Origin of the sequence: Nonomuraea sp. NPDC005650 (genome assembly GCF_040605375.1) — a bacterium.
GTDB lineage: Bacteria > Actinomycetota > Actinomycetes > Streptosporangiales > Streptosporangiaceae > Nonomuraea.
This window is the reverse complement of the sequence record NZ_JBEXCR010000023.1, coordinates 1-23084: the sequence shown is the minus strand read 5'-3', so window position 1 is coordinate 23084 and position 23084 is coordinate 1. Positions and strand designations below refer to the sequence as shown.

General features: G+C 70.1%; 22 protein-coding genes. 15 read left to right on the top strand and 7 right to left on the bottom strand.

The features are described from left to right. Positions 1 to 15 precede the first annotated feature (15 nt). The 3 genes from ABZS69_RS35420 to ABZS69_RS35410 form a co-directional block, all read right to left on the bottom strand. Positions 16 to 1227, bottom strand: coding sequence for a cytochrome P450 (locus ABZS69_RS35420; RefSeq protein ID WP_355379756.1), 1212 nt, complete (start codon positions 1225 to 1227; stop codon positions 16 to 18). 141 nt (positions 1228 to 1368) lie between these two features. Then, positions 1369 to 2571, bottom strand: coding sequence for an FAD-dependent oxidoreductase (locus tag ABZS69_RS35415; RefSeq protein ID WP_355379755.1), 1203 nt, complete (start codon positions 2569 to 2571; stop codon positions 1369 to 1371). Then, positions 2568 to 2765, bottom strand: a complete 198-nt coding sequence (locus ABZS69_RS35410; RefSeq protein WP_355379754.1) for a ferredoxin — start codon at positions 2763 to 2765, stop codon at positions 2568 to 2570. The genes ABZS69_RS35415 and ABZS69_RS35410 overlap by 4 nt, the downstream gene beginning before the upstream one ends. A gap of 156 nt (positions 2766 to 2921) precedes the next feature. On the opposite strand from ABZS69_RS35410, the gene ABZS69_RS35405 reads away from it, so the two are divergent. The 3 genes from ABZS69_RS35405 (at position 2922) to ABZS69_RS35395 (ending at position 7862) form a co-directional block, all read left to right on the top strand. After that, positions 2922 to 3542, top strand: a complete 621-nt coding sequence (locus ABZS69_RS35405; protein WP_355379753.1) for a helix-turn-helix domain-containing protein — start codon at positions 2922 to 2924, stop codon at positions 3540 to 3542. Between the two features lie 937 nt (positions 3543 to 4479). Then, on the top strand, positions 4480 to 6300 hold the full coding sequence (locus ABZS69_RS35400) for an NAD(P)/FAD-dependent oxidoreductase (protein WP_355379751.1): 1821 nt from the start codon (positions 4480 to 4482) through the stop codon (positions 6298 to 6300). Further along, positions 6297 to 7862: a PQQ-binding-like beta-propeller repeat protein gene (locus tag ABZS69_RS35395; RefSeq protein ID WP_355379750.1), complete on the top strand. Its 1566-nt coding sequence runs from the start codon at positions 6297 to 6299 to the stop codon at positions 7860 to 7862. The genes ABZS69_RS35400 and ABZS69_RS35395 overlap by 4 nt, the downstream gene beginning before the upstream one ends. Positions 7863 to 8013: 151 nt before the next feature. On the opposite strand, the gene ABZS69_RS35390 is transcribed toward ABZS69_RS35395, so the two are convergent. After that, positions 8014 to 8973, bottom strand: a complete 960-nt coding sequence (locus tag ABZS69_RS35390) for a teichoic acid biosynthesis protein C (protein ID WP_355379749.1) — start codon at positions 8971 to 8973, stop codon at positions 8014 to 8016. A 525-nt stretch (positions 8974 to 9498) separates the two neighbouring features. Here ABZS69_RS35390 and ABZS69_RS35385 point away from each other — a divergent pair. Next, positions 9499 to 10704 carry a sialidase family protein gene (locus ABZS69_RS35385; RefSeq protein WP_355379748.1) on the top strand — a complete coding sequence of 402 codons (1206 nt, stop codon included), beginning with the start codon at positions 9499 to 9501 and terminating at the stop codon, positions 10702 to 10704. Positions 10705 to 10780: 76 nt separating this feature from the next. On the opposite strand, the gene ABZS69_RS35380 is transcribed toward ABZS69_RS35385, so the two are convergent. Together ABZS69_RS35380 and ABZS69_RS35375 are read right to left on the bottom strand one after the other, a co-directional pair. Next, on the bottom strand, positions 10781 to 11233 hold the full coding sequence (locus ABZS69_RS35380; protein WP_355379747.1) for a nuclear transport factor 2 family protein: 453 nt from the start codon (positions 11231 to 11233) through the stop codon (positions 10781 to 10783). Next, positions 11230 to 12393 (bottom strand): TetR family transcriptional regulator, encoded by a 1164-nt coding sequence (locus ABZS69_RS35375; protein WP_355379746.1) that lies wholly within the window; start codon positions 12391 to 12393, stop codon positions 11230 to 11232. The genes ABZS69_RS35380 and ABZS69_RS35375 overlap by 4 nt, the downstream gene beginning before the upstream one ends. A gap of 141 nt (positions 12394 to 12534) precedes the next feature. On the opposite strand from ABZS69_RS35375, the gene ABZS69_RS35370 reads away from it, so the two are divergent. The 11 genes from ABZS69_RS35370 to ABZS69_RS35320 are packed head-to-tail and all read left to right on the top strand — an operon-like array spanning position 12535 to position 22886. Then, positions 12535 to 13851 carry an OB-fold domain-containing protein gene (locus tag ABZS69_RS35370; protein ID WP_355379745.1) on the top strand — a complete coding sequence of 439 codons (1317 nt, stop codon included), beginning with the start codon at positions 12535 to 12537 and terminating at the stop codon, positions 13849 to 13851. Position 13852: 1 nt separating this feature from the next. Further along, a complete protein-coding gene (locus ABZS69_RS35365) occupies positions 13853 to 15043 on the top strand; it encodes an acetyl-CoA acetyltransferase (protein WP_355379743.1) in 1191 nt (396 codons plus the stop codon). Between the two features lie 17 nt (positions 15044 to 15060). Next, positions 15061 to 16014, top strand: a complete 954-nt coding sequence (locus ABZS69_RS35360; RefSeq protein WP_355379742.1) for an SDR family oxidoreductase — start codon at positions 15061 to 15063, stop codon at positions 16012 to 16014. Next, a complete protein-coding gene (locus ABZS69_RS35355; protein ID WP_355379741.1) occupies positions 16011 to 16445 on the top strand; it encodes an OB-fold domain-containing protein in 435 nt (144 codons plus the stop codon). The genes ABZS69_RS35360 and ABZS69_RS35355 overlap by 4 nt, the downstream gene beginning before the upstream one ends. After that, positions 16442 to 17587 (top strand): thiolase family protein, encoded by a 1146-nt coding sequence (locus ABZS69_RS35350; RefSeq protein WP_355379740.1) that lies wholly within the window; start codon positions 16442 to 16444, stop codon positions 17585 to 17587. Before ABZS69_RS35355 ends, ABZS69_RS35350 begins: the two co-directional genes overlap by 4 nt. Positions 17588 to 17602: 15 nt before the next feature. After that, positions 17603 to 18046 carry a MaoC family dehydratase N-terminal domain-containing protein gene (locus tag ABZS69_RS35345; RefSeq protein ID WP_355379739.1) on the top strand — a complete coding sequence of 148 codons (444 nt, stop codon included), beginning with the start codon at positions 17603 to 17605 and terminating at the stop codon, positions 18044 to 18046. After that, positions 18043 to 18468, top strand: coding sequence for a MaoC/PaaZ C-terminal domain-containing protein (locus tag ABZS69_RS35340; protein ID WP_355379738.1), 426 nt, complete (start codon positions 18043 to 18045; stop codon positions 18466 to 18468). The genes ABZS69_RS35345 and ABZS69_RS35340 overlap by 4 nt, the downstream gene beginning before the upstream one ends. Beyond that, on the top strand, positions 18465 to 19652 hold the full coding sequence (locus ABZS69_RS35335; RefSeq protein ID WP_355379737.1) for a CaiB/BaiF CoA-transferase family protein: 1188 nt from the start codon (positions 18465 to 18467) through the stop codon (positions 19650 to 19652). Before ABZS69_RS35340 ends, ABZS69_RS35335 begins: the two co-directional genes overlap by 4 nt. Continuing rightward, positions 19649 to 20416, top strand: a complete 768-nt coding sequence (locus tag ABZS69_RS35330) for an SDR family NAD(P)-dependent oxidoreductase (RefSeq protein ID WP_355379736.1) — start codon at positions 19649 to 19651, stop codon at positions 20414 to 20416. Before ABZS69_RS35335 ends, ABZS69_RS35330 begins: the two co-directional genes overlap by 4 nt. 23 nt (positions 20417 to 20439) lie before the next feature. Then, entirely contained in the window at positions 20440 to 22320 is a 1881-nt protein-coding gene (locus ABZS69_RS35325; RefSeq protein WP_355379735.1) for an AMP-binding protein, read from the top strand. Next, positions 22317 to 22886, top strand: coding sequence for a hypothetical protein (locus ABZS69_RS35320; RefSeq protein ID WP_355379734.1), 570 nt, complete (start codon positions 22317 to 22319; stop codon positions 22884 to 22886). Before ABZS69_RS35325 ends, ABZS69_RS35320 begins: the two co-directional genes overlap by 4 nt. Here ABZS69_RS35320 and ABZS69_RS35315 read toward each other — a convergent pair. Further along, a partial coding sequence (locus ABZS69_RS35315; protein ID WP_355379733.1) for a hypothetical protein occupies positions 22877 to 23084 on the bottom strand: 208 nt, incomplete at its 5' end. The genes ABZS69_RS35320 and ABZS69_RS35315 overlap by 10 nt on opposite strands.

Sequence of the window (23084 nt, the reverse complement as noted above, 5' to 3'; positions counted from 1 at the left end):
CCGGTAGCGGGGTGGTCACCAGGCGACCGGCAGTTCGTGGACGCCGTAGGCGGACATGTCGTGCCGGAACTTCACCTCCTCCAACGGCACGGCCAGGCGCAGCCCCGGCAGCCTGCGCAGCAGGGCGGGCAGCGCGACCTGCAGTTCCACGCGGGCCAGGTTCTGCCCGAGGCACTGGTGGATGCCGTAGCCGAAGGCCAGATGCCCGCGGGTGTTGCGGCCGAGGTCCACGGTGTCGGGCCGGTCGAGGAACGCCGTGTCCCGGTTGGCGGCGGGCAGGTTGACGGTCACCGCTTCGCCGGCCCGGACGAGGTGCCCGCCGATGGTGAGGTCCTCGGTGGCCACCCGTACGATCATGTCCTGGGCGATGGAAAGGTAGCGCAGCAGTTCCTCGACGGCGTTGGCCACCACGGCGGGGTCGTCGGTGTCGCGGATCCGGGCGGCCTGATCCGGATTCCGCAGCAGCGCCAGCGTGCCCAGGCCGATCATGTTGGCCGTGGTCTCGTGCCCGGCGAACAGCAGGATCATGCCGTTCATGGCGGCTTCTTCGCGGCTGAGCTCGCCCGTGGCGACCCGCTCGCTGAGCAGGCGGCTGATGAGGTCGTCTCCCGGCTCGCGTTCCTTCTGCTCCACCAGGCCGAGCAGGTAGCCGAACAGCGCCCCGCCGGCCTGCGCCTTGTCCTGCGGCGAGGCGTCGGCGTGGTTCATGGTGGCGCTGTGCCGCTGGAAGAACTCGTGGTCGTCGTACGGCACTCCGAGCAGGAGCGAGATCACCAAAGATGGGAGAGGCAGCGCGTATTCGCGAACCAGGTCCGCCGGCTGCCCCTTGCCGATCATCTCGTCGAGGAACCGCTCGGCCAGCTCGTGGATCTGCGGACGCATCGCCTCCACGCGCTTGACCGTGAAGTCGGCGGTGAGCATGCGGCGCAGCCGGGCATGGTCGGGGTCGTCCATCCGCGGGAACGCCGGGACCTGCGTGTGCGGGAGCACGGACGGATAGCGCTGGGCGTCGGCGCTGAGTCGCGGGTCGCCCAAGACCGTGCGGACATCTTCGTACCGGGTGACCACCCAAGCGGTGTGGCCGTTCCACATCCGCACTTGCTGCAGGCCGTCGGCCTGGCGCCAGTCGGCGTATTCGGCGGGCGGGTCCAGGGGGCAGCGCTGGGAGCGTAGGCCGGGGAAGACCGGAAGGCCGGCGTTGTCGTGGGTGTCGGTCGTGATGCTCATGCAAAACTCCAGAAGGGTGTCTGTCGTGTGCGGGTCGGCGACGCCAGGGTGCGAGTTACGCGGCTGTCGTGTGCGGGTCGGCGACGCCACAGTGCGAGTTGCGCGCCTGTCGCGCCGGCGTGGGCGACGCCAGGGTGCGGGTTACGCGGCTGTCGTGCCGGCGACGGCGCCGGCCCATGGGGTCCGGGCCGCGATGAGGGCGCGCCAGGCGCGCAGGATCTTGGGTGAAAGGCCGGCGGCGAGCACTCCGGCCAGCCGGTCGCCGGTGCGGTAGGCGATCAGGAGAGGCCGTTGCGAGACGTCGCCGTCCAGGACGAGTGCTTCGTCGTGGTCGCGCAGGTGACCGTAGGCCTGGATTTTCATGCCGTACTGGTCGGACCAGAAGTACGGCACCGGCGCGAACGGCCGCCGCGCCTGCGGGTGGAGCAGATTGTGGGCGACGGCCAGGCCCTGCTCGGCCGCATTGGTGCGGTGCTCGACGCGCATCGCCGTGCCGAACAACGGGTTGTGCCAGCGGGCCACATCCCCGACCCCGTACACGCCGGGGGCGGCCGCGCTGAACTCGTCACACACCAGCCCGTCGCCCAGGGTCAGCCCGCTGCCGTGCAGCCATTCGGTGTTCGGCACCGAGCCGATGGCCACCAGCACGTCGTCCGCCGGCAGGACCGTCTCGTCGGCCAGCCGTACCCCCGTGACCGCCCCGCCCGCGCTGACGATCTCGGCGACGGCGGCGTGTGTGCGCAGCTCGACGCCATGGTCGCGGTGGGTCTGGGCCAGCACATGTCCGGCCTGCTCGCCGATGGCCTGCGCCAGCGGAAGCGGGCCCGCCTCCAGCAGCGTCACCTGCACACCCAGCCCGCCGGCGACGGCGGCGACTTCGGCGCCCACGAACCCGGCACCGACGATCACCAGCCGCCGCCCCGGAAGCAGCCGCGCCTTCAGCGCTATGGCGTCGTCCATAGTGCGCAGCGTGTGCACGCCCGCCACGACCTCGCTGCCCGGCAGCTGCCGGGGACGCACGCCGGTCGCGATGACCAGAGCGTCGTAGGGCACTTCGGCGCCATCGGCCAGCGCCACGCTCCCGCCGCTCAGGTCCAGCCCGATCGCGGGCACGCCCAGAAGCAGTTCCAGGCCCAGCGCGTCCATCTCCGCCTTGCCGCGCAGGGCGAGCCGGTCCGGCTCCCACTCGCCGGTCAAGACCTGCTTCGACAGGGGCGGTCGGTCGTAGGGCAGCTGCGGCTCCTGGCCGACGAGCGTGATCGCTCCCCCGTACCCGGCCCTGCGCAGCGCCTCCGCGGTGGCCAGCCCGCCCGCGGACCCGCCGACGATCACTATCCGGTTCACGACTCGGCCAGATGGATGGCGGCCGCGGGACAGACCCCGGCCGACTCGCGGACCGCGCCGTGCACCTCCGGCGCGGGCGTCTCGTCCAGCAGCACCACGATGCCGTCCTCGTCACGCTGGTCGAACACCTCGGGCGCGATCAGCACGCACTGCCCGGCGGCCACACATCTGTCGGCCTCGACTGCCACCTTCATCTGACTCTCCTTCGTTGAGCCACACCCGCTGCAGGTCTGTCATCACGGGAAGCCCCGCCGAGACGGCGGCCGTTAAGTAATAGCCAACTATTACTTGCCGCGCCACGGGAAGTCAACAACAATCGATAGCCAACTATCGCTTGCTATCCTTGTCGGGTGACCACCGACAGCTCACGGCCGCTGCGTGCCGACGCCATACGCAACAGCGAGAAGTTGCTGCGAGCCGCCCGGCAGGTCTGGGCCGAACAAGGGCCTGACGCACCCCTCGAAGAGATCGCCCGCCGCGCGGGGGTAGGCATCGCCACTCTTTACCGCCGCTTCCCCGACAAGGCGGTGCTCGCCCGGAACGCTCTCGACCAGAGCTTCACCGAGGACATCGCGCCCGCCATCGAGCAGGCCATGAGCGACGACGACCCCAAGCGTGGCCTGGTCACCGCGCTTGAGGCGACGCTGTCCGTGGCGGCCCGCGAACACAACACCGTGGCCGCCGCGAGGGACTCCGGCGCCATCACCCGCGAAGCCGGGACCCGTTCCTTCGAGTCACTCACCCTGCTGGCCAGCCGCGCACAGCAGGCCGGCCTCATCCGCGCCGACCTCGTGCCCGACGACATGCCCCGCATCATGGTCATGCTCGTGGGACTGCTGTGGACCATGGACCCCCACAGCGACGGCTGGCGGCGCTACCTCTCACTCATCCTCGACGCCCTGGCTCCCGAGGCAGCCACCCCTTTGCCGGCCGTGGTGCCCCTTCAGCAGCCGGACAACTGGCTCCTTTGACACGCCACGCTTGAGGCGTATGGCCGGTGGCATCGATACACCGGCTCGGCGGGATGCGGCGATCGGGGTCGTGCCGTCAAGGGCCCCGCAACGAGGCCGTACATATGGTCAGAGTTGAGCGGCTGCAGTCCGCCCCAGACTGCGATCATTTGCCTGCCGAACGGCTCCGGATCGATGTCGGGATGGGCCAGTCCATCGGCCTGCTGTCGGCGCAGGGATTTCTGCGAAGTAGGCGGCCCCGTCCGTTTGGTGGCGCTTGATGTAGGCGTGGGCTGGGTGCTCCGGATCGCACGCATCGGTGATCAGCGACAAAAGGAGCCGGAGCGTGTTGGGGCGCCCCGTGCCCCGGACACGACTCTCACACCACCAACCGGACAACAGTGTCCGCATTTTCAACATCAGCATGCCCCGCATTCGACAATGATCAGTCAGACGGGCTACATTGTTACCGGACAGCGTTGTCCGGTTGTGGCACTCGCTCCAGACAGGAGAGGACGTTGAGCGCTTTCGACAACAAGATCTGCCTGATCGCCGACGCGGCCTCGTTCATCGATGGCGCGATCGTGCCGGTGGACGGACGCCGATCCGGCCGACCAGTGCTGACCTGCTGACAAGTTCGCGTACTGGTCGGACACACTGATCAGCCTGGCCGAGTTCGCCGCGTACATGAGCGCCCGCGTCCGCCGGCAACCGCCAAAATGATCGGCATGCGGCTGGACGACGCGCCAAGCGGGACCGACTCGCCACCGGCCGCTCGCTCATTCGTACGGCGGTGGAGGAGCGCCGGCGCTTCGACGCGGACTTCGCCCCGCAACATCAGCGAGACCGCCCCTGGCCAAGAGCGCCACCGCCAATCGCAGCAAGAACGCCTTTGAGCACGCCGCCGAGCTGGGCCTCACCCGCTCCCCACCTGATCTCCCGAATCCGAAGGGCATCCATGGAACACTCTCCGACCCCGCCCGCCCGCCTCACAGTCGCGGACCTGGGCTTCGACCCGGACGTGCTACGCGCCAGGTACCGCCACGAACGCGACCGCCGGTTGCGGCCCGACGGCAACGCCCAGTACCAGGGCGCCCGCGGCGAGTTCGGCTACTACGCCGCCGACCCGTACACCGAACGCGCCGAGCGGGAACCGGTCCGCGACAAGGTCGAGGCGCTGGTGGTGGGCGGCGGCTTCGGCGGGCTGCTCACCGGCGCCAGGCTCCGCGAGGCCGGCGTGGCGGACCTCCGGATGCTCGACGAGGCCGGCGACTTCGGTGGCACCTGGTACTGGAACCGCTACCCGGGCATCCACTGCGACATCGAATCATCGGTCTACCTGCCGCTGCTCGAAGAGGTCGGCTACCTGCCCACCATGCGGTACGCGCCCGGCGAGGAGATCCGCCGGCACGCCGTCGCGATCGCCGAACTCCACGACCTGTACCGCGACACGCTGTTCCACACCCGCGTCACGGAGCTGCGCTGGGACGACGCCGCGGCCGAGTGGCAGGTGCGCACCGACCGCGGCGACGACTTCCGTGCCCGCTACGTCGTCATGTCCGCCGGCACCCTGACCCAGCCGAAGCTGCCCGGCATCCCCGGCATCGAGACGTTCAGCGGGCACACCTTCCACACCAGCCGCTGGGACTACGGCTACACCGGCGGCGACCAGAGCGGCGGCCTGCACAAGCTCGGCGGCAAGCGGGTCGCGGTCGTGGGCACCGGCGCCACCGGGATCCAGGTCATCCCGCACCTGGGGCGCGACTCGCAGCACCTGTACGTCTTCCAGCGCACCCCCTCGTCGGTCGACGTGCGCGACAACCGCCCCACCGACCCGGCCTGGGCCGCCTCGCTCAAGCCCGGCTGGCAGCGGGAACGGATGGAGAACTTCCTCACCGTCGTCACCGGCGGACCCGCCGAACAGGACCTGATCAACGACGGCTGGACCAGCACCGCTCGGCTGCAACGCAATCTGATGGCCGGCACCGTCGACACCGACCTGTCACCCGAGCAACGCGGATACCTCGACGAGATCGCCGACTTCCAGAAGATGAACCAGATCCGCGCCCGCGTCGACGAGATCGTCGACGACCCGGCCACCGCGGAGCTGCTCAAGCCCTGGTACCGCTACATGTGCAAGCGGCCCACCTTCAGCGACCACTACCTGCAGACGTTCAACCGGCCCAACGTCACCCTGGTCGACACCGCCGACCACGGCGGCATCACCGCGATGACGGAGTCGGCGGTCGTGGTCGGCGAGCACGAGTACGAGGTCGACTGCGTCGTCTTCGCCACCGGCTTCGAGGTCGGCGTCTCCGGCATCCTCTCCGGCGCCCTGCCGGTGTACGGCCGGGACGGCGCGCCCCTGCTCGGCACCTGGCGGCAGGGCCCCCGCACGCTGCACGGCTTCTACGGCCACGGCTTCCCGAACCTGTTCCACCTGGGCCCGCTGCAGAACGCCTCCGCGGTCAACTTCGTACACATCCTGCAGGAGCAGGCCACCCACATCGGCGCCGTGGTCGCCGAGGCCCGCCGGCGTGGCCTCGGTGTGGTCGAGCCGACCAGGGACGCCGAGGACGCGTGGGTCGCCACCATCCGGGAGCTGGCGCCGGACAACAGCCGGTTCCAGGCCGAGTGCACGCCCGGCTACTACAACAACGAGGGCAAGCTCCGCCGGGTCAGCCAGACGTACGGGCCCGGTCCGGTCGCCTTCCACGACCTGCTGCGCCGCTGGCGTACCGAGGGCGGCATGGACGAGATCCTGGCGGGCGACCGATGAACCGCCGCAAGGCCGAGGTGCTGGTCCGGGCGAGTCCGCTGTGGGGGTCGAACGGCATGGCCTTCGGACCCGACGGGCGTCTGTACGTGGCCCAGTTCCTCGCCGGTCAGATCAGCGCCGTCGACCTGGCCACCGGCGACGTCGAGGTGGTCGTGCCACCGGACGGGCCGCTGCACTCCCCCGACGACCTCGCCTTCGACAGCGACGGCGCGATGTACGTGACCGACCTGGTCCCGGGCCGGGTGTGGCGACGGGGCCCGGCCGGGGACTTCACGCTTGTCACCGGCGAGATCACCGCGCCCAACGGCATCGCCTGCGTCGGCACCCGGGTGTTCGCCAACGAGATGATCCCGGATGGGCGCCTGCTGGAGCTGTCCCCGGCCGGCGACGAACCCACGGTGCTCACGGCGGGCCTCGCCATGGGCAACGCGATGCAGCTCGGCCCGGACGGGCGGCTCTACTACCCGCACATGCTCACCGGCGAGGTGTTCCGCATCCCGCTCGACGGCGGCGAGCCTGAGTTGGTGGCCGCGGACGTCCCCGATCCGGTCGCCGTGCGCTTCGACCGCGCCGGCGCCCTGCTGGTCCTCGCCCGCGGGGCGAGCGGGATCGTCACGCGCGTCGACCTGGCCGGCACCGGCGACCGGTCGGAAATCGTCAGCGAGCTCAACGCCCTGGACAACGCCGCCTTCGACGCCGACAACCGGATGTTCGTCTCCAGCTACGCGCATGGCGGCGTCGCCGAGCTCGCGGGCGACGGGCGTACCCGCCAGATCGTGCCCCGCGGCCTCGGCGGCCCCTTCGGGGTGACCATCGATCTCGGCGGCGGCGTCCACGTGGCCGACCACTACCGCCTCGCCCGGCCCGCCGACCGGCCGGACGAAGACGTCACCACCACCGAGCTGCTGACCTTCGTGCACGGCGTCGCCGCCGACGGCGACCTGCTGCACGCCACCTCCCAGTACGGGCACGTACGCACCTACGACCGCCGCTCCGGCACGGTACGCACCCGGGCCGACGGCCTGAACCGGCCGCTGGGCATCGCCGTGCGCGCCGACGGCACCCTGCTGGTCGCCGAATCCGGCGCCGGCCGCATCGTCGCCATCGACCCTGACGACCAGGTCAGCGTGCTGGCCGAGAGCCTCGGCCGCCCGGTCGACGTCGCCGTCGACGCCGACCAGCGCTGCTACGTCAGCGACGAGCGGCTCGCCGCGGTGTACCGCGTCGAGCACGGCGTACCCGTGGCGCTCGCCGACGGGCTCGGCGCCCCGCAGGGCATCGCCGTCCACGACGGCATCGTGTACGTCGTCGAGACCGCTCACCGCCGCCTGCTCGCCATCGACGTCGCCACCGGCGACGTGCAGGTCGAAGCCGACTCGCTTCCGGTCGCGTCCGCGGCCGGCCTGACCGGCCCGGAACCCGGCCTGTTCATCCCGCCCGGCCTGCCCGGAATGCCGCGGCCGTTCGCCGGGATCGCGGCCACGGCGGACGGCTCGCTGATCATCGCCGCGAACGGCGACGGCAGCGTCCTGCTCCTGCACCCCGAAGAAGCCGCACCATGAGCTCCACCCCCGGCAGAACCCCAGCCCGGAAATACGGTTTCATGCTGTAGCTGGCACTTTGCCGCATGATCAGGGCGATGGAGGCCCGCCGACCGGCTCCGGCTTGCGGCGTTGTATCGATGGGCGGGCTTCACTCAATTCCTCGGCCGGCTCAGATGAGCACGGACTTGTAGAAGATGCTGGCCAGGCGCGCTTTCTCAGCGCCCGAGGCCAGACCGAGGCACAGTCGAGGGGCGCCGGAGACGATCTGGATGCCCATGCCCTCCGGCTCGCGGAAGTCCAGAGACTTGCCGGCCACGCTGTGCGCGCGCTGGACCTGCTCTCCCGTGCGCAGGTCGAGGCAGGTGACGTAGGTGTTGCCAGGAGCGGGGTTCGTGTCGCTGTAGGCGTTGCCGGTCAGCATGTAGACGAAGTCGCCATAGCCCGCGTACCCCTGGAAGGTGCCCAAGCCGGTCGGCTGGGCCACGTCGTACAGCTTCTCCGCCGTGCCCGCCTTGAGCGCCTCCAGCGGGAACACTGCGTACCGGAACGTGCTCCCGTCCGAATATCGCATGATCAGCCGGTTGGTCGAGGGATCGATCGCGCACGTGGTGTTGGTCGCGCCGGCAACCGGCGTGTACTTGGTGAGCGCCGCCGACGACGATGTCAGCGTCTGGCCGTCGACGAACCTGAACCTGGCCAGCCTGCTGCCCCGGGCGCTCCCGTCCTCGCTCACCGCGTCGGTCTCCGTCCACAGGTAGGCCGAGGTCCCTGACGGCTCGACCCCGATCTGGACGCCGTGGCCGAAGCCCATGAGGTACATGTGGCCGAGAATCGTCCCGGTCAGGCTGAGCTTGGTCAGGCACAGATCCCCTGCGGCGTTCGAGCCGCCGCCGTTCTTCACCTGGACGGTGTAGATGTGCTCGTTGCTGTTGTCGATGGCGAACGACTGCAGGACGGTCTGGTCGTACAGGGCCTTCTTCCAGATCAGCGAGGTGGAGGGGGCGGTCAGGTCGAACCGGCCTCCCTCGGCGGCGGCCGCGGGTTCTGCGGTTGCCAGGGCGGCGGTCGCGGCGACTCCGGCGCCGAGCTTCAGGATGTCTCTGCGAGTTAAGGGTGTGTGAGAGGTCATTTCCACATCCGTTCGACTTGGAGGTCTTGCGCGTCAGCACCCTGGTGGCCGGGTCGACCACCGCTACTTGCCGCAGAGGCGCGGACAGCTGACGCCTCATGCCGCCACCCGGCGGTGGACCGGCCAACACTCTGCCAAAAGATCAGCGGGGGGTGTTGGCCAGAAGTGCACAGATTCTTGCCCCAGCCTCTACAACCCGAGGCCGCCGGCCCCGCAGGGCCGAGCGGATCGTCAGGGCTTTGCGCTTCTCGGCCTGCGTTGCAATCGCCATGATCGTCTCTGTACCCACGATTGGTGGCGGCCGATCTTGCGACGCGACGGCTCGTCCGGAACCGGGTCAACGGCGCCGCCCGGCCGGGCGCCCCCGGCACTGTCAACGCAGCGTCAAGGAAGTGTGGACTCACGGGCAACACCTCCCCCACGGCGCTGAGGGATACTGGCCGCGATCTCGCACGGCAGACCTCTCAGGAGCGCAGCCGTCAACGGACCCGTGCCGTGCGCCCTCCACCGTTCTAAGAGGAATTCATGCGTCTGTTCCGAACATTGAACGCCGCGGCAGCGGCACTGATGGTGATGGCGGTCACCGCCTCCCCCGCCGCCGCCGCGCAGGCCCCGACGGGCGACTTCCACAAGCAGGTCTTGTGGGCGTCGTACGGGAGCGGGGCGACGAAGACCTGTTACCGGCTCCCCGCCGTGGTGAAGACCAAGAACAACGTGCTGCTCGCCTTCGCCGAGAAGCGCATCATGAGAAACTGCGACGACCACGGCCCGTTCGACATCGTGATGCGGCGCTCCACCGATCACGGCCGCGAATGGGACGCCAGCACCACGGTCCTGCGCAGCACCACGGGAGCGATCCTCCAGGGGGACGCGACGGTCGTCGCCGACTCCACCGGGCCCGTGTTCCTGTTCAGCACGTCCGAGCCCACCACGGAACAGCACCGCCCGCGCACCCCGAAGGTCCAGGTCAGCACCGATGACGGGGCGCACTGGTCGGATCCGAAGGACCTGTCGAACGTCATCAAGGCCCCGGCGGGAGCCGGCGACTGGTTCGCCACCGGTCCCGGGCACGGGATCGAGCTGACCCGGGGCGCCCACACGGGACGGTTGCTGGTGCCCGTGTACTTCACCGTCGGCACCCGGCAGAGCGTACGGCTCATCTACAGCGACGACCACGGCACGACCTGGAAGACCGGCGCGACCGCCACCTACGACCAGTCCGTGCTGAAACTCGGCGAGCAGACCTTGGTGGAGCGGACCGATGGCAGCGTCCTCGTGATCGCCCGCAACGGCCAGGTCGACGACCCGACCTCCGTCCACGGCATGGCCCAGGCGGTGAGCACGGACGGGGGCCTGACCTTCGCCGGCGACTTCCGCGTCAACTCCGACATCATCGCCACGCCGACCCACCCCGCGCTGCTGCGCCAGCGCTGGGACGGCGGCCCCTACAGCCGCATCCTGCTGTCCGCACCCGCCACCCCCAAGACCGCCGCCAACAACCCGAAGGGAATGAACGTCCGCTCGTCCTTCGACGAGGGCGCGACCTGGCAAAACTGGGACGGCAAGGTCAACAACGCGGGCCTGCAAATCGACAAGGACTATGGCGGCTACTCGGACATGGTGCTCATCGGCAACGGCGCGATCGGCGTCCTGTACGAGGCGGGCGTGGTCCGCTTCCGCGACGAGATCCGCTGGAACTGGTTCTGGGAGAGCGCCATCGGCCTGCGCTGAGGATGCCGCCGCCGTACGTGGCGCCGCCTGCCGCGCCATGGGCCGTACGGGTGCCCCGATTACGCAAGCATGACCGTCAGCCCTCCCTCGACGCGCGGGGAGCAGGGGGATAGCCGGCCGAGATGTACCGGCGGTGCGCGATGCGCCAGCCGCGGTCCGTCTCGTGCCAGCGGTCGTGGTACCAGCCGTGGGTGACCACCACCGGGCCTTTCCCCAACTGCTTGGTGACGATGACGGTTGCCCGGGTGCGCGGCTCCTCGCGGTCCAGAACGTCGAACACGACTCCCGAGACATGGTGCACGGCGATCCCGCCACCCGGCACCCCGCGTTCGACGAAGCCACGCAGGTCCGCCGCGCCCCGCAACGTCATCAGCGGCTCCTCGTCGCCGGCGAGGAACGCCTCGAAGACACCGTCGGAGGTGAACACGTCGACGAAGCCGTCCACATCGGACTCGTCGAAGGTGAGGGCGTAGCGGTTGATCGTCTCCATGATGGCCAACCGGTCCTCGATCCCGATCCGGGAGCTCACGCCGGCACCTCCAGGCAGGCCGCGGCCATGCTCTGGAGCAACGCGCGCATGCGCTGCTCGGAAAACCGTGTCGCGGGGCCGAGGGAAACCGCGCCGTTGACCAAGAGGAACACCGCTCTCACAATCACCTCCGCGTGCTCGTTGTCCAGTTCGGGGCGGAGGTCGCGCAGGGCGCGGACCAACCGTTCGGTGTAGGCGGCCTGCAGCGCCCGGGCGTCCCGGCTGCGTGCGCCGGTGAAGTGGTTGCTCTCGGTCAGCCAGATCGCGACAAGGTCGCCGTGGCGCAGCGTGTGGTCAATGTAGCGGGCGACCAACTCATGGACGGAGGCGTCGTCGTCCAGGGTGGACAGCAGCTGGCGGCCGGCCAACTCGTAGGCGGTGAGGAAGATGTCCTCCTTGTCCCGGTAGTGCCGGTACACCGTGGACCCGTCGATCCCGGCTGCCGCGCCAATGCTCTCGACGGTGACCGCGGGATATCCGTGCGCTCTGGCGAGGCGGATCGCCTCGTGCAGAATGCGGTCGCGCCGCCGCGAGGTGTCCGGTTCGGTCGGCGCGCGTCCTCGGCTTCGCGGGTAGGCCGGCACCGGCACCTGGCCGGCCGCGAGGACCAGGTTCACGATCATCGTGCGGTACTCCGGTTCCGGCAGGCCGGCGTCGTGGGAAAGCGGCGTGAGCGCCAGGCCGATCAACGCCGCCGTACGGTAGCGGGTCTCCGGCGCGGCCAGCCCGGGCACTTCGGCCTTCAGCGCCCGCGCCCACACCGTGGCCAGCTCTCGCTGCTGGTCGCGCACACGGTCGCGCTGAGCGGCGGGCAGTGACCGCATCTCGCGCTGGTAGGCCGACATCAGGTCCCGATCCGTCAGGCAGAGGCCGACCGTCACCTCGGCGAGCTGCCGCAGCCGCGGCTCCCGATCCTCCCGCCGCACTGTCTCGAGCAGTCCCGCGAGCCTGTCGACGACCCGGTCGATCATCGCCACGAGGAGCTGTTCCTTGCTGCGGTAGTGCCGATAGATCGCCCCTCCGGTGACACCCACGGACCTGGCGATGTCGTCGACGCCGACACCGTGGTAACCGTTCTGCCGGAACAGGCCGGCCGCGCGGGACAGGATCTCCTCCGCCCGTCGGCGCGGCCTCGCGTCAGCCGCCGGCTCACTGTCCACAGCGGACCTCCCAATAGAGCTCTTGATGTAAACGAAGTCTTGCATGAGCACGGATCGTATGTAAACCTATCCTTGCATTTAGCCCGGCTGTCAGCGATCCGGGCTGCATCTTTCGCTCTTGCAGAAGGGTGGGCATATCCCGTGCGAGGCATCCTTTCGGTGGCGGCATATATCCCGTTGCATCGTATTCAGTGGGCAAGCGGCGCCACCCGCGCCGTCGCCTCCTATGACGAGGACACCACGACGTTGGGGGTCGAAGCCGGCAGGCTGGCGCTGCACGGCCGCGACCACCAGGAGATCGAACGGCTCCTGTTCGCCACCACCGCGCCCGCCTACGTCGACAAGAACAACGCCAGTGCCGTGCACGCCGCGCTGGGCCTGCCCCCGGCCGTGACCGCGGTCGACAGCGGTGGCGCGTTGCGGTCCGGGGTCGGGTCGCTGCTCACGGCGCTGCAGGGCGGCCCGCCGACCCTGGTCGTCGCCGCCGACATGCGGAACGGGCGACCGGGCAGCGACGACGAACGGTTCGGCGGCGACGCGTCGGCGGCGGTCGTCGTCGGTGACGGCGACGGGGTGGTCGCCGAGTTCCTCGGTTCCGCGTCGACCACGGTGGAGCTCATGGACCGGTGGCGACTCGCCGGGGAGACCACCAGCCACGCCTGGGAGGACCGGTTCGGCGAAAGCGCCTACCTCGGCGTGGTCGGCGAGGTCGTCGACGCCGCGCTGGCGCGCGCCGGCGTGAGTCACGACGAGGTCCGGCCGCTCGTCTCCGGAGCACACGCCCGCGCGGTCGCGAGCGTCCGCAAGACGCTGAGCGCGAACAGGGACGGGGACGGGGACGGCGAGCTGACCGCGAGGACAGGCCACTGCGGCGCGGCCCACGGCCAGTTACTCCTCGTCTCCGCGTTGGAACAGGCCGAGCCGGGGCAGGTCTTCGCCCTCGTGTCGCTGGCCGACGGTGTCGACGTCCTGGTGTTCCGGACGACATCGGCGATCACGGCGATGCGCCCTGCCCTGAGTCTGCGCACGCAGCTCGACTCGCCCGGACAGGACGTCACCTACGAGAAGTTCCTCAGCTGGCGGGGGTTCGTGACGCGTGAGCCACCGCGCCGTCCCGACCCGGCCCTGCCCGCGGGGCCGCCCGCGTACCGACATCGGCACTGGAAGTTCGAGCTCGCCACCGGCAGCGAGCCACGCCGCCGAATGTCCACGGTGCACGGAACGGTCGCGACGTACACGACCGACCACCTCGCCCACTCCCCCAGCCCGCCGACGATCGTCGCCGTCGTCGACCTCGACGGCGGCGAACGGCGGGTGACCGAGCTGACCGACGTCCACCCGGACGCGGTGTCCGTCGGCGACCGCGTCGAGATGACCTTTCGCAGGCTCTACACGGTGAACGGGATCCACAACTACTTCTGGAAGGCGCGTCCCGAGCGCCTGGTGACGGAGTCATGACATGCCGAGTACCGGAATCAAGGACAAGGTGGCCATCGTCGGCATGGGGTGCACCCGGTTCGCCGAGCACTGGGACAAGGGCGTGCCGGAGCTGCTGGAGGAGGCCGTCGGCCAGGCGTGGAAGAGCAGCGGCACCGACCGGGAAAGCGTCGACGCGTACTGGCTGGGCACCATGAGCTCGGGCTTCAGCGGGATCACGCTGGCGGAGCCATTGGGGTTGAGCGGCAAGCCGGTCACGCGCGTGGAGAACTTCTGCGCCACCGGCTCCGAAGCGTTCCGCAACGCCTGCTATGCCGTCGCCTCCGGCGCCTACGACGTCGTCATGGCGGTCGGGGTGGAGAAGCTGAAAGACAGCGGTTTCTCCGGGCTGGCCATCCCCAGCCCGGACGGTGACGGCACCGACGTGGAGCTGAGCGCCCCCGCGATGTTCAGCCTGCTGGCCCCGGCCTACCGCGCGAAACACGGCCTGAGCGCCGAGCAGCTGAGGGAGGTACTGACGCGCATCGCCTGGAAGAACCACCGCAACGGCGCACGGAACCCGCTCGCCCAGTACCGCAAGGAGATCTCGAGGGACGCCATCACCGCGTCTCCCATCGTAGCCGGGCAGTTGGGCGTGCTCGATTGTTCCGGAGTCTCCGACGGCGCCGCGGCCGCAGTGCTCGTACGCGCCGAGGACGCCTACCGCTACACCGACCGGCCCCTGTTCGTGAAGGCGCTCTCCCTGGTCGCCGGCAACGGTTCCGGGCTGCGCGATCCGGGCTACGACTTCGCGACCCTGCCGGAGGCGGCCCAGTCCGCGGCCGACGCCTACCGCCAGGCCGGCGTGACCGAGCCACGAGCGGAGTTGGCGATGGCCGAGGTGCACGACTGCTTCACACCCACCGAGTTGATCCTGATGGAGGACCTCGGTTTCGCCGAGCGCGGCCAGGCGTGGCGGGACGTGCTCAATGGCACGTTCGACCTCGACGGTGACCTGCCCGTGAACCCGGACGGCGGGCTGAAGAGCTTCGGGCATCCCATCGGCGCGTCCGGCTTGCGCATGCTGTTCGAGTGCTGGCTCCAGCTTCGCGGTGAAGCGCCACCCGAACGGCGGATCCCGGGCGATCGCACGCTCGCGCTCACCCACAACCTCGGCGGGCAGCCGGGCCGCTGCGTGAGCTTCGTGTCCATCGTAGGCACGGAACGCGCATGACCTCGAAAGGTGGCGGAATGGATTTGGACGGGCAGGTGGCGATCGTGACCGGGGCCGGTCGCGGTCTCGGACGGGCGCACGCGCTTCAACTGGCGGCCCTCGGTGCGCGTGTGGTCGTCAACGATGCCGGCACGGCCACGGACGGCGACGGGCGCGACCGGTCGGTCGCCCAGCAGGTCGTGGACGAGATCGTCGCCCGGGGCGGCCGGGCGGTCGCCAACGCCGACAGCGTGGCCGGCTGGGACGGCGCGCGCCGTCTGGTGGCCACGGCCGTCGGCACCTTCTCGCGGCTCGACATCGTGGTCAACAACGCCGGGATCCTGCGCGACCGGATGCTGGTCAACATGTCCGAGGCCGAGTTCGACGCGGTGCTCGACGTGCATCTCAAGGGGACCTTCTGCGTCAGCCGCCACGCCGCGAACCACTGGCGTGAGCGGAGCAAGGCGGGCGAGCAGGTTGTCGCCGCGATCGTGAACACCAGCTCGGGCGCCGGCCTGTTCAACAATGTCGGCCAGGCGAACTACGCGGCGGCCAAGGCCGCGATCGTGGCGTTCTCACAGGTCGCGGCGAAGGAACTGGCACGTTACGGCGTCCGGGTCAACACGATCGCCCCGATGGCCAGGACCCGGCTCGTCCAGCAGACGCCCGGGCTGGGGGAGCTCACCGAAACCACCGCGGACAACGGGTTCGACCCGTGGCTACCGGAGAACATCAGCCCGCTCGTCGCGTACCTCGCCTCACCCCGGTCGCCGTTCACCGGCGGCATCTGGCACGTGTTCGGACGCCGCGTCGACGTGATCGGTGGCTACACGTTCCAGCACACCGTGACACGCGACGAGCCGTGGACGCCGGACGCGCTGGACGAGGCCCTCCTGCCGTTGAGCACGACCACCGGCCTGCTCTCCGAGGAGATGGGGCTGGACGAGGTCGTACGCGAGATGACCGCACCCATCCGAAAGGGGAAAGCATGAGTGCGATCGCCGACGGGCTGTTCACCTCGGTGTCGGGACGGCCGCGTCTCGTCGGCGCCCGGTGCGACGGCTGCGGCGCCGTCACGTTCCCCACCCAGGACCTCTGCCCACGCTGCGGCTCAGACGGCATGATCACGCTGCACCTCGCCGAGCGGGGCCGGCTGTGGACGTGGACGACGCAGACCTACCGGCCGAAGTCCCCGCCCTACGCCGGCTCCGGCAGCGACCCCTTCGTGCCGTTCGCGCTCGGTTACGTCGAGCTGCCCGACGGCGTGCTCGTCGAGACCCGGCTGGTGGTCGACGAGGGGGAAGAGCCGCGGATCGGCGCGGAGATGGAGCTGTGCCTCGTGCCGTTCCCCCTCGGCGGAGACGCCGACGACGGCGACGTGGTCACGACGTTCGCGTTCCGCCCTGTGGAGGAGAACCGATGAGTGACATCGCGATCGTGGGAGTCGGCCTGTTCCCGTTCGGCCGGCACGAGGGTGTCACCGGTCTGGAGATGGGCGCGCGGGCGGTCCGGGCCGCGCTGGCGGACGCGGGTGTGTCCTGGTCGGACATCCAGTTCGCCTACGGCGGGAGCTTCCGGTCCGGCGCGGCCGACGCGCTGGTCTCCCACCTGGGGCTGACCGGCGTGCAGTTCATCAACGTGCACAACGGGTGTGCCACGGCGACCAGCGCGTTGGTCGCGGCCTGCGACGCGATCGGGCAGGGACGCCACGACCTCGGCGTCGTGGTCGGTTTCGACAAGCACCCGCGTGGCGCGTTCGACTTCGACCCGGCCTTCCTCGGCCTCGGCGACTGGTACGGCCGGCTCGGGCTGATGCAGACGCCCCAGTTCTTCGCCATGCGCTGCACCCGGTACATGCACGACCACGGGATCTCGCGGGAGGTGCTGGCGAAGGTCGCCGCGAAGAACCGGGAGAACGGAGCCCGCAACCCGAACGCGTGGCGGCGGACCGCGCTGTCGGAAGAGGAGATCCTGGGCTCGCGCATGCTGAACCACCCGTTCACGCAGTACATGTTCTGCTCTCCGGACGAGGGCGGCGCCGCGCTCGTGCTCTGCCGCGCCGACCTGGCCCGCCGCTACACCGACCACCCCGTGTACGTGCGCGGCGTGGCGGTCCGCACCAGGAAGTTCGGCTCCTTCAACGTGTTCAGCCCCTCGCTGCCCGCCGAGCGCGCCGAATCGCCGACCGAGGCGGCCGCACGCGACTGCTACGAGATGGCCGGCATCGAGCCGGGCGACGTGGACATCGCGCAGTTGCAGGACAGCGAACCCGGCAGCGAGATCATCGCGATGGCCGAAACCGGCCTGTGCGCCGACGGCGCGCAGGAGGCCATGATCCGCGCGGGCGAAACCCGCATCGGCGGCCGCCTGCCGGTCAACACCGACGGCGGGCTGATCGCCAACGGCGAACCGATCGGCGCGTCGGGCCTGCGGCAGATCCACGAGCTCGTGCTCCAGCTGCGCGGCACGGCCGGCGACAGGCAGGTGCCCGGCACACCACGCGTCGGCCTGGCCCAGGTCTACGGCATCCCGGGGACCTCGGGCTGCACCCTGCTCAGTTCGTAAGGAAAGGATCCACAAATGATCGACCGATCGATCATCGGCACCACCTCACCTCCGATGACCATGACGGTGGAGCGCGGCAAGATCATGGAGTTCGCCAGGTCCATCCTGGACGACAACCCCGTCTACTTCGGCCCCGATCCGGCGGTGCCGCTCACGTTCTGCGTCACGGCCGCGCACTGGCAGGCCGAAGGGCATGAACCGGTGCCGGCCGGGCTGGACATGAGCCGGTTGCTGCACGGCGAGCAGGAATTCGAGTACCTGGGCGAGATCCACGCCGGCGACACGCTGACGACCCGGGGATCCATCGTGGACGTGTACGAGAAGGAGGGCTCGCGCGGCGGGACGATGACGTTCATCGAGTCCGAGACCATCTTCACCAACCAGCACGGTGAGGACGTGCTGAAGATGCGCGGGATCCTGATCGAGACCTCGGGCGCCGGGACACAGGACGAATCATGAGCCGGCTGTACTACGAGGACGCCGAACCCGAAGCGACAACGGCTGGCTGGCAGGTCCCCGACGCAGTCGAGGTGCTGGACTTCGTCCGTTATGCCGGGGCGTCCGGTGATTTCAACCCCATCCACCTCGACGAGGACGTCGCCAGGGCCGCGGGCTACCCGACCGTCTTCGGCCAGGGCATGTTCACCGCGGGAGTGCTGTCCCGGTTCGTGACCGACTGGCTCGGCGTGGGGCGGACGAGGCACTTCAGCGTGCGGTTCCGGCGCCCGCTCCGTCCTGGCGACACGATCGCCTGCGCCGGCACCATCACCGGCAAGCACGACGGCGTCGTCGAAGCTCGGCTCGAGGTCATCGACGCCCAGGGCGAGGTGCTGGTCCAGGGATACGTGAAGGCCGAGCTGCCGGGCCGGGAGGAGGCGTGACGGGCACCCTGGACGGCGTACGCGTGCTCGAGATCGCGGGAGTGGGCCCGGCCCCGTTCGGCGCCATGCTGCTCGCGGACATGGGCGCCGAAGTGCTGCGGATCGAGCGGCCCGGCGCTGAAATGCTGCGGGTCGAGCGGCCCAGCACCGGATCCGCGGACACGGTGCCCGAGGACCTGCTGAACCGGGGGAAGCGTTCGCTGGCCGCCGACCTGAAGAACCCCGAGGCGGTCGAGGCGGTCCTGCGCCTGGCCACACAGGCCGACGTCCTGATCGAGGGGTTTCGCCCCGGGGTCGCCGAACGCCTCGGCATCGGCCCGGACGCGTGCGTGTCACGCAACCCCCGGCTGGTCTACGCCCGCATGACCGGCTGGGGCCAGGACGGTCCCCTCGCCCACCTCGCCGGCCACGACATCAACTACCTCGCGCTCGCCGGGGTGCTGGCGCACCTCGGCAGGAAGAACGCGCCGCCGCCACCTCCGCTGAACCTCGTGGGCGACTTCGGGGGCGGCGGGATGCTGCTCGCGTTCGGCATCGTCTGCGCCCTGTTCGAGCGTGCGCGTTCCGACCGGGGGCAGGTCATCGACGCAGCGATGCTCGACGGTACGGCGCTGCTCGCGACCCATCTCCACTCGATGCGCGCGACCGGACTGTGGCGCGACGAGCGCGAGTCGAACCTCGTCGACGGCGGCGCGCCGTTCTACGACACGTACGAGACCGCGGACGGAAAGTTCGTCTCCCTCGGCGCCATGGAGCCGAAGTTCTACACCGGGCTGGTCGACAGCCTCGGCCTCGACGACCTTCCCGACCGCGACGATCGACGGCAGTGGCCGGTGATCCGCAAACGGCTGGCGGACCTGATCCGGTCGCGGACACGCGAGGAGTGGAACGTCGAGCTCGCCCAGCGGGACATCTGCTTCGCGCCCGTGCTCGACTACGACGAAGCACCCGAGCACCAGCACAACGTCACGCGCGGCACGTTCACCGAGCACTCCGGCGTGGTGCAACCGGCGCCCGCGCCGCGGTTCTCCCGTACGCCCGGATCGATCTCCGGTCCGGCGCCCGCCCCGGGTCGCGACACCGATGCCGCGTTGCGGGACTGGGGCTTCGACCAGTGCGAAGTGGACGCCCTGCGTGCCGCCGGGGCGGTCGCGGGACCTCGAAGAACAGGACAACACAGATGACTGCACTGAACGACAGGGTCGCCATCGTGACCGGGGCGGCGTCCGGCATCGGTGCCGCGTCGGCCATCGCGCTGGCCGCCGCCGGAGCACGTGTGTGCTGCGCCGACCTCGACGAGAAGGGCGCCCTGGCGGTGGCCGACGAGATCACCCGCGCCGGCGGTCACGCGTTCGGGCTGCGTGCCGACGTCGCGGTGCCGGAGGACAACACCGCGATGGTCGCCGCCGCGGCCGAGCGCTACGGCGCCGTCCACATCGCACACCTCAACGCGGGCACGGGCTACACCGCCGGGGTGCTCGACTTCCCGATCGAGGAGTGGGACCGCACGATGGCGGTCAACCTCCGCGGGGTCTTCCTCGGCCTGCAGGCGTCCGCGCGCGCGATGGTGGACGCGGGCGGCGGATCGATCGTGATCACCTCCTCCTCGGCCGGGCTCAGCGGGGTCGGGGCGGCCTCGGCCTACTCGGCGTCCAAGCACGGCGTGCTGGGGCTGACGAAGTCCGCGGCGCTGGACCTCGCGCCGTACGGCATCCGCGTCAACGCGGTGTGTCCCGGTTTCGTCGCCAGCAACGAGGCCGTCGCACAGCTGGCCGGCGGGATGGGCGCCAAGATCCCGGTCGGCCGGGTGGGCCAACCGGAGGACATCGCGCACCTCGTCGCCTTCCTGGCCGGTGACAACGCCTCCTACATCACCGGCAGCGTGTACCCGATCGACGGCGGCTCGGGCGCGGGCACTCGGGTGCTCAAGCCCGGTCCGCGCGCATGAAACCCGTGGAAGGGAGAACAGCCATGTCCGGTTCGACGACCATCGCCCGGATCCTGCGCGAGCTCGCCGAGAAGGACCCGGGGGCTCCCGCGGTGACGTGTGACGGGCACCACCTCACCCGAGGCGAGCTGCTCGAGCGGGCACGACAAATGGCGCAGGCCTACCGGGAACGCGGGGTGACGGCCGGGGACACCGTCGCCGTCGCTCTGCCCAACGGCATCGAGTTCTTCGTCGCCGCGCTCGCGTGCTGGCTGCTCGGCGCGGTGCCCCTGCCCCTGTCCCACCGCTTTCCCGCCGCAGAACGCCGGGCCGTCGTCGATCTGGCCGACGCGAGGGTCGTGGTGGGGGCCGCCGAGGACGAGCACCCAGGGCGGACCTGCCTGCCACCCGGTTTCACGCCACCTCCCACCGCCGAACAGGTCGACCGCGATCTGGTGAGCCCGTCGTGGCAGATCACCACCTCCGGCGGCAGCACGGGACGGCCGAAACTCATCGTGTCCAGCTTCTCGTCGCAGGACGCCGCGCAGCTGCTCACCGTCATGGCCACGCACATGGGCGTGCCCGAGTCAGGTGTGGTGCTCGTCCCGACACCCATGTACCACGGTGCGGGGTTCCAGTTCGCGTGGTCGGGCCTTCTCCTCGGCGCGCACGTGGTGGTGCTGCCGAAGTTCGACGCCGCCGCGGCGCTCGAGGCGATCACCCGGTTCCGCGTTCAGTGGGTGTTCCTCGTGCCGACGATGATGTCCCGCATGCTCCACGCGCGAGACGCCGTGCCGGGACGGTTCGACCTCTCGTCCCTGGCCATGGTGTGGCACAGCGCAGGCCCGTGCCCACCGTGGGTGAAGGACGCCTGGCTCGAGATCATCGGCCCGGACCACCTGATGGAGCTCTATGGCGCAGGAGAGGCGCCTGTCGGCGCCGTGATCAGCGGGACGGAATGGCTCGCGCACCGAGGTTCGGTCGGCAGGCCGGTCGGCGGGGAGGTCAGAATCCTCGACCCCGACGGGAACGAGCTGCCGCCCGGCGAGGTCGGCGAGATCTACATGCGGCCGGTCGCCGGTGCACCGGAGAAGGCACGGGTGGTGGGCGCCGAGATCCGCAGGCGGCAGGACTGGATGTCGGTCGGCGACCTGGGCCGGCTGGACGAGGACGGCTACCTCTACATCAGCGACCGCCGCATCGACATGATCGTCTCCGGCGGCGCGAACGTCTACCCGGCCGAGGTCGAAGCCGCGCTGATCGAGCACCCCCGGGTCGCGAGCGCGGTCGTCGTCGGGCTGCCCGACGACGACCTCGGTCAGCGCGTGCACGCGGTCGTCGAGAACGACGGCGACGTCACCACCGAGGAGTTGCTGCGCTTCCTCGGCGAGCGGCTGGTGCGGTACAAGATTCCGCGCTCGATCAGGATCGTGGACGAACCGCTGCGCGACGACGCCGGCAAGGCCCGCCGCGTCGCGATCCGCGAGCGCGAGATCGCGTTGCTGGACCTGGAGAACCTGCGGGAGGGCGCGCCCGGTCCGGTGTGGCGGGTCGAGGAGACGGTGAACCGCACGCACTTCGCGCGGTACGCAGGCTCCTCGGGCTCCTTTCACCCCATCCATCACGACGACGCCTACGCACGGGCCGCCGGTTATCCCACGGTCTTCGGGCCCGGCATGTTCACCGCCGGGGTGCTGTCGCACTACCTCACGGACTGGCTCGGCAGGCCGAACATCCGCAAGTTCGGCGTGCGGTTCCGCCGCCAGCTCTTCCCCGGCGACACGATGACCTGCTCCGGCGCCGTCACCCGCAGGCACGGCCAGATCGTGGAGGTCACCCTCCAGGTGACCAACCAGCACGACGAGGTCCTCGTCTCCGGCACAGCCACCGCGAAACTTCCCACCACGAAAGGAGGCCCCCGATGACGACGCGTATCGACCCGTGCGCGGCGGTGGGCCTGCAGCAACTGCTGGCGACCACGCAATCCGAACTGTTCCGCATGTGGACCTCGTCGCCGGCACCGGACCAGGGCGAACTCGACGGCGAATACGCCGGATTCCTGCCGATTCACGGACTGGCCGACGACATGGTGCAGGCGCTGGTCCGATCCATGTACCAGGAACGTTCGCGGAACGGGTACTGGATCGGGAAGGCGTACTCCGCCGACGAGGGCTACAACGTGTTCCGCACGGCCACCGACGACGGCTACGCATTCCCGCGAGCGGGCCGGTTCACCACGCGCATCGGCACGTCGCTGATCGACGGGCGTCCGGCACTGCTGATGGACTACACCGCCTTCAACAACGGACCCGGCCGCTCCGGCCTGGTCGACGAGATACGCCGGCTGTCACCAGGGCTCTACCTGGGCGCAGCCACCCATCCGAAACCGGACGGCACCCGCACAGAAGCCAACGGCTGTTTCCTGCTCAACGGACCCATCGGTCCGTGGCAGGGCGCGGACGACCCGGCACGGGAACTGCGTCAGGCCTGATCGGCGTCGTCTTCGGAACCATCCTTCACGGAGACGCCGAATGCCTTGACGAACACCGGCGTGCCGTCACCGCGGCGGGCGAGCCCCGCGGTCGCGGCGCGGCCTCCAGCGCAGGCCAAGCGTCCGGCATTGCGTGTTCGCGCGGGTCTGTTGCGTCTTTCAGAGTTGCGAATGCGATCCGTTGCGCGGCTCCGGAAC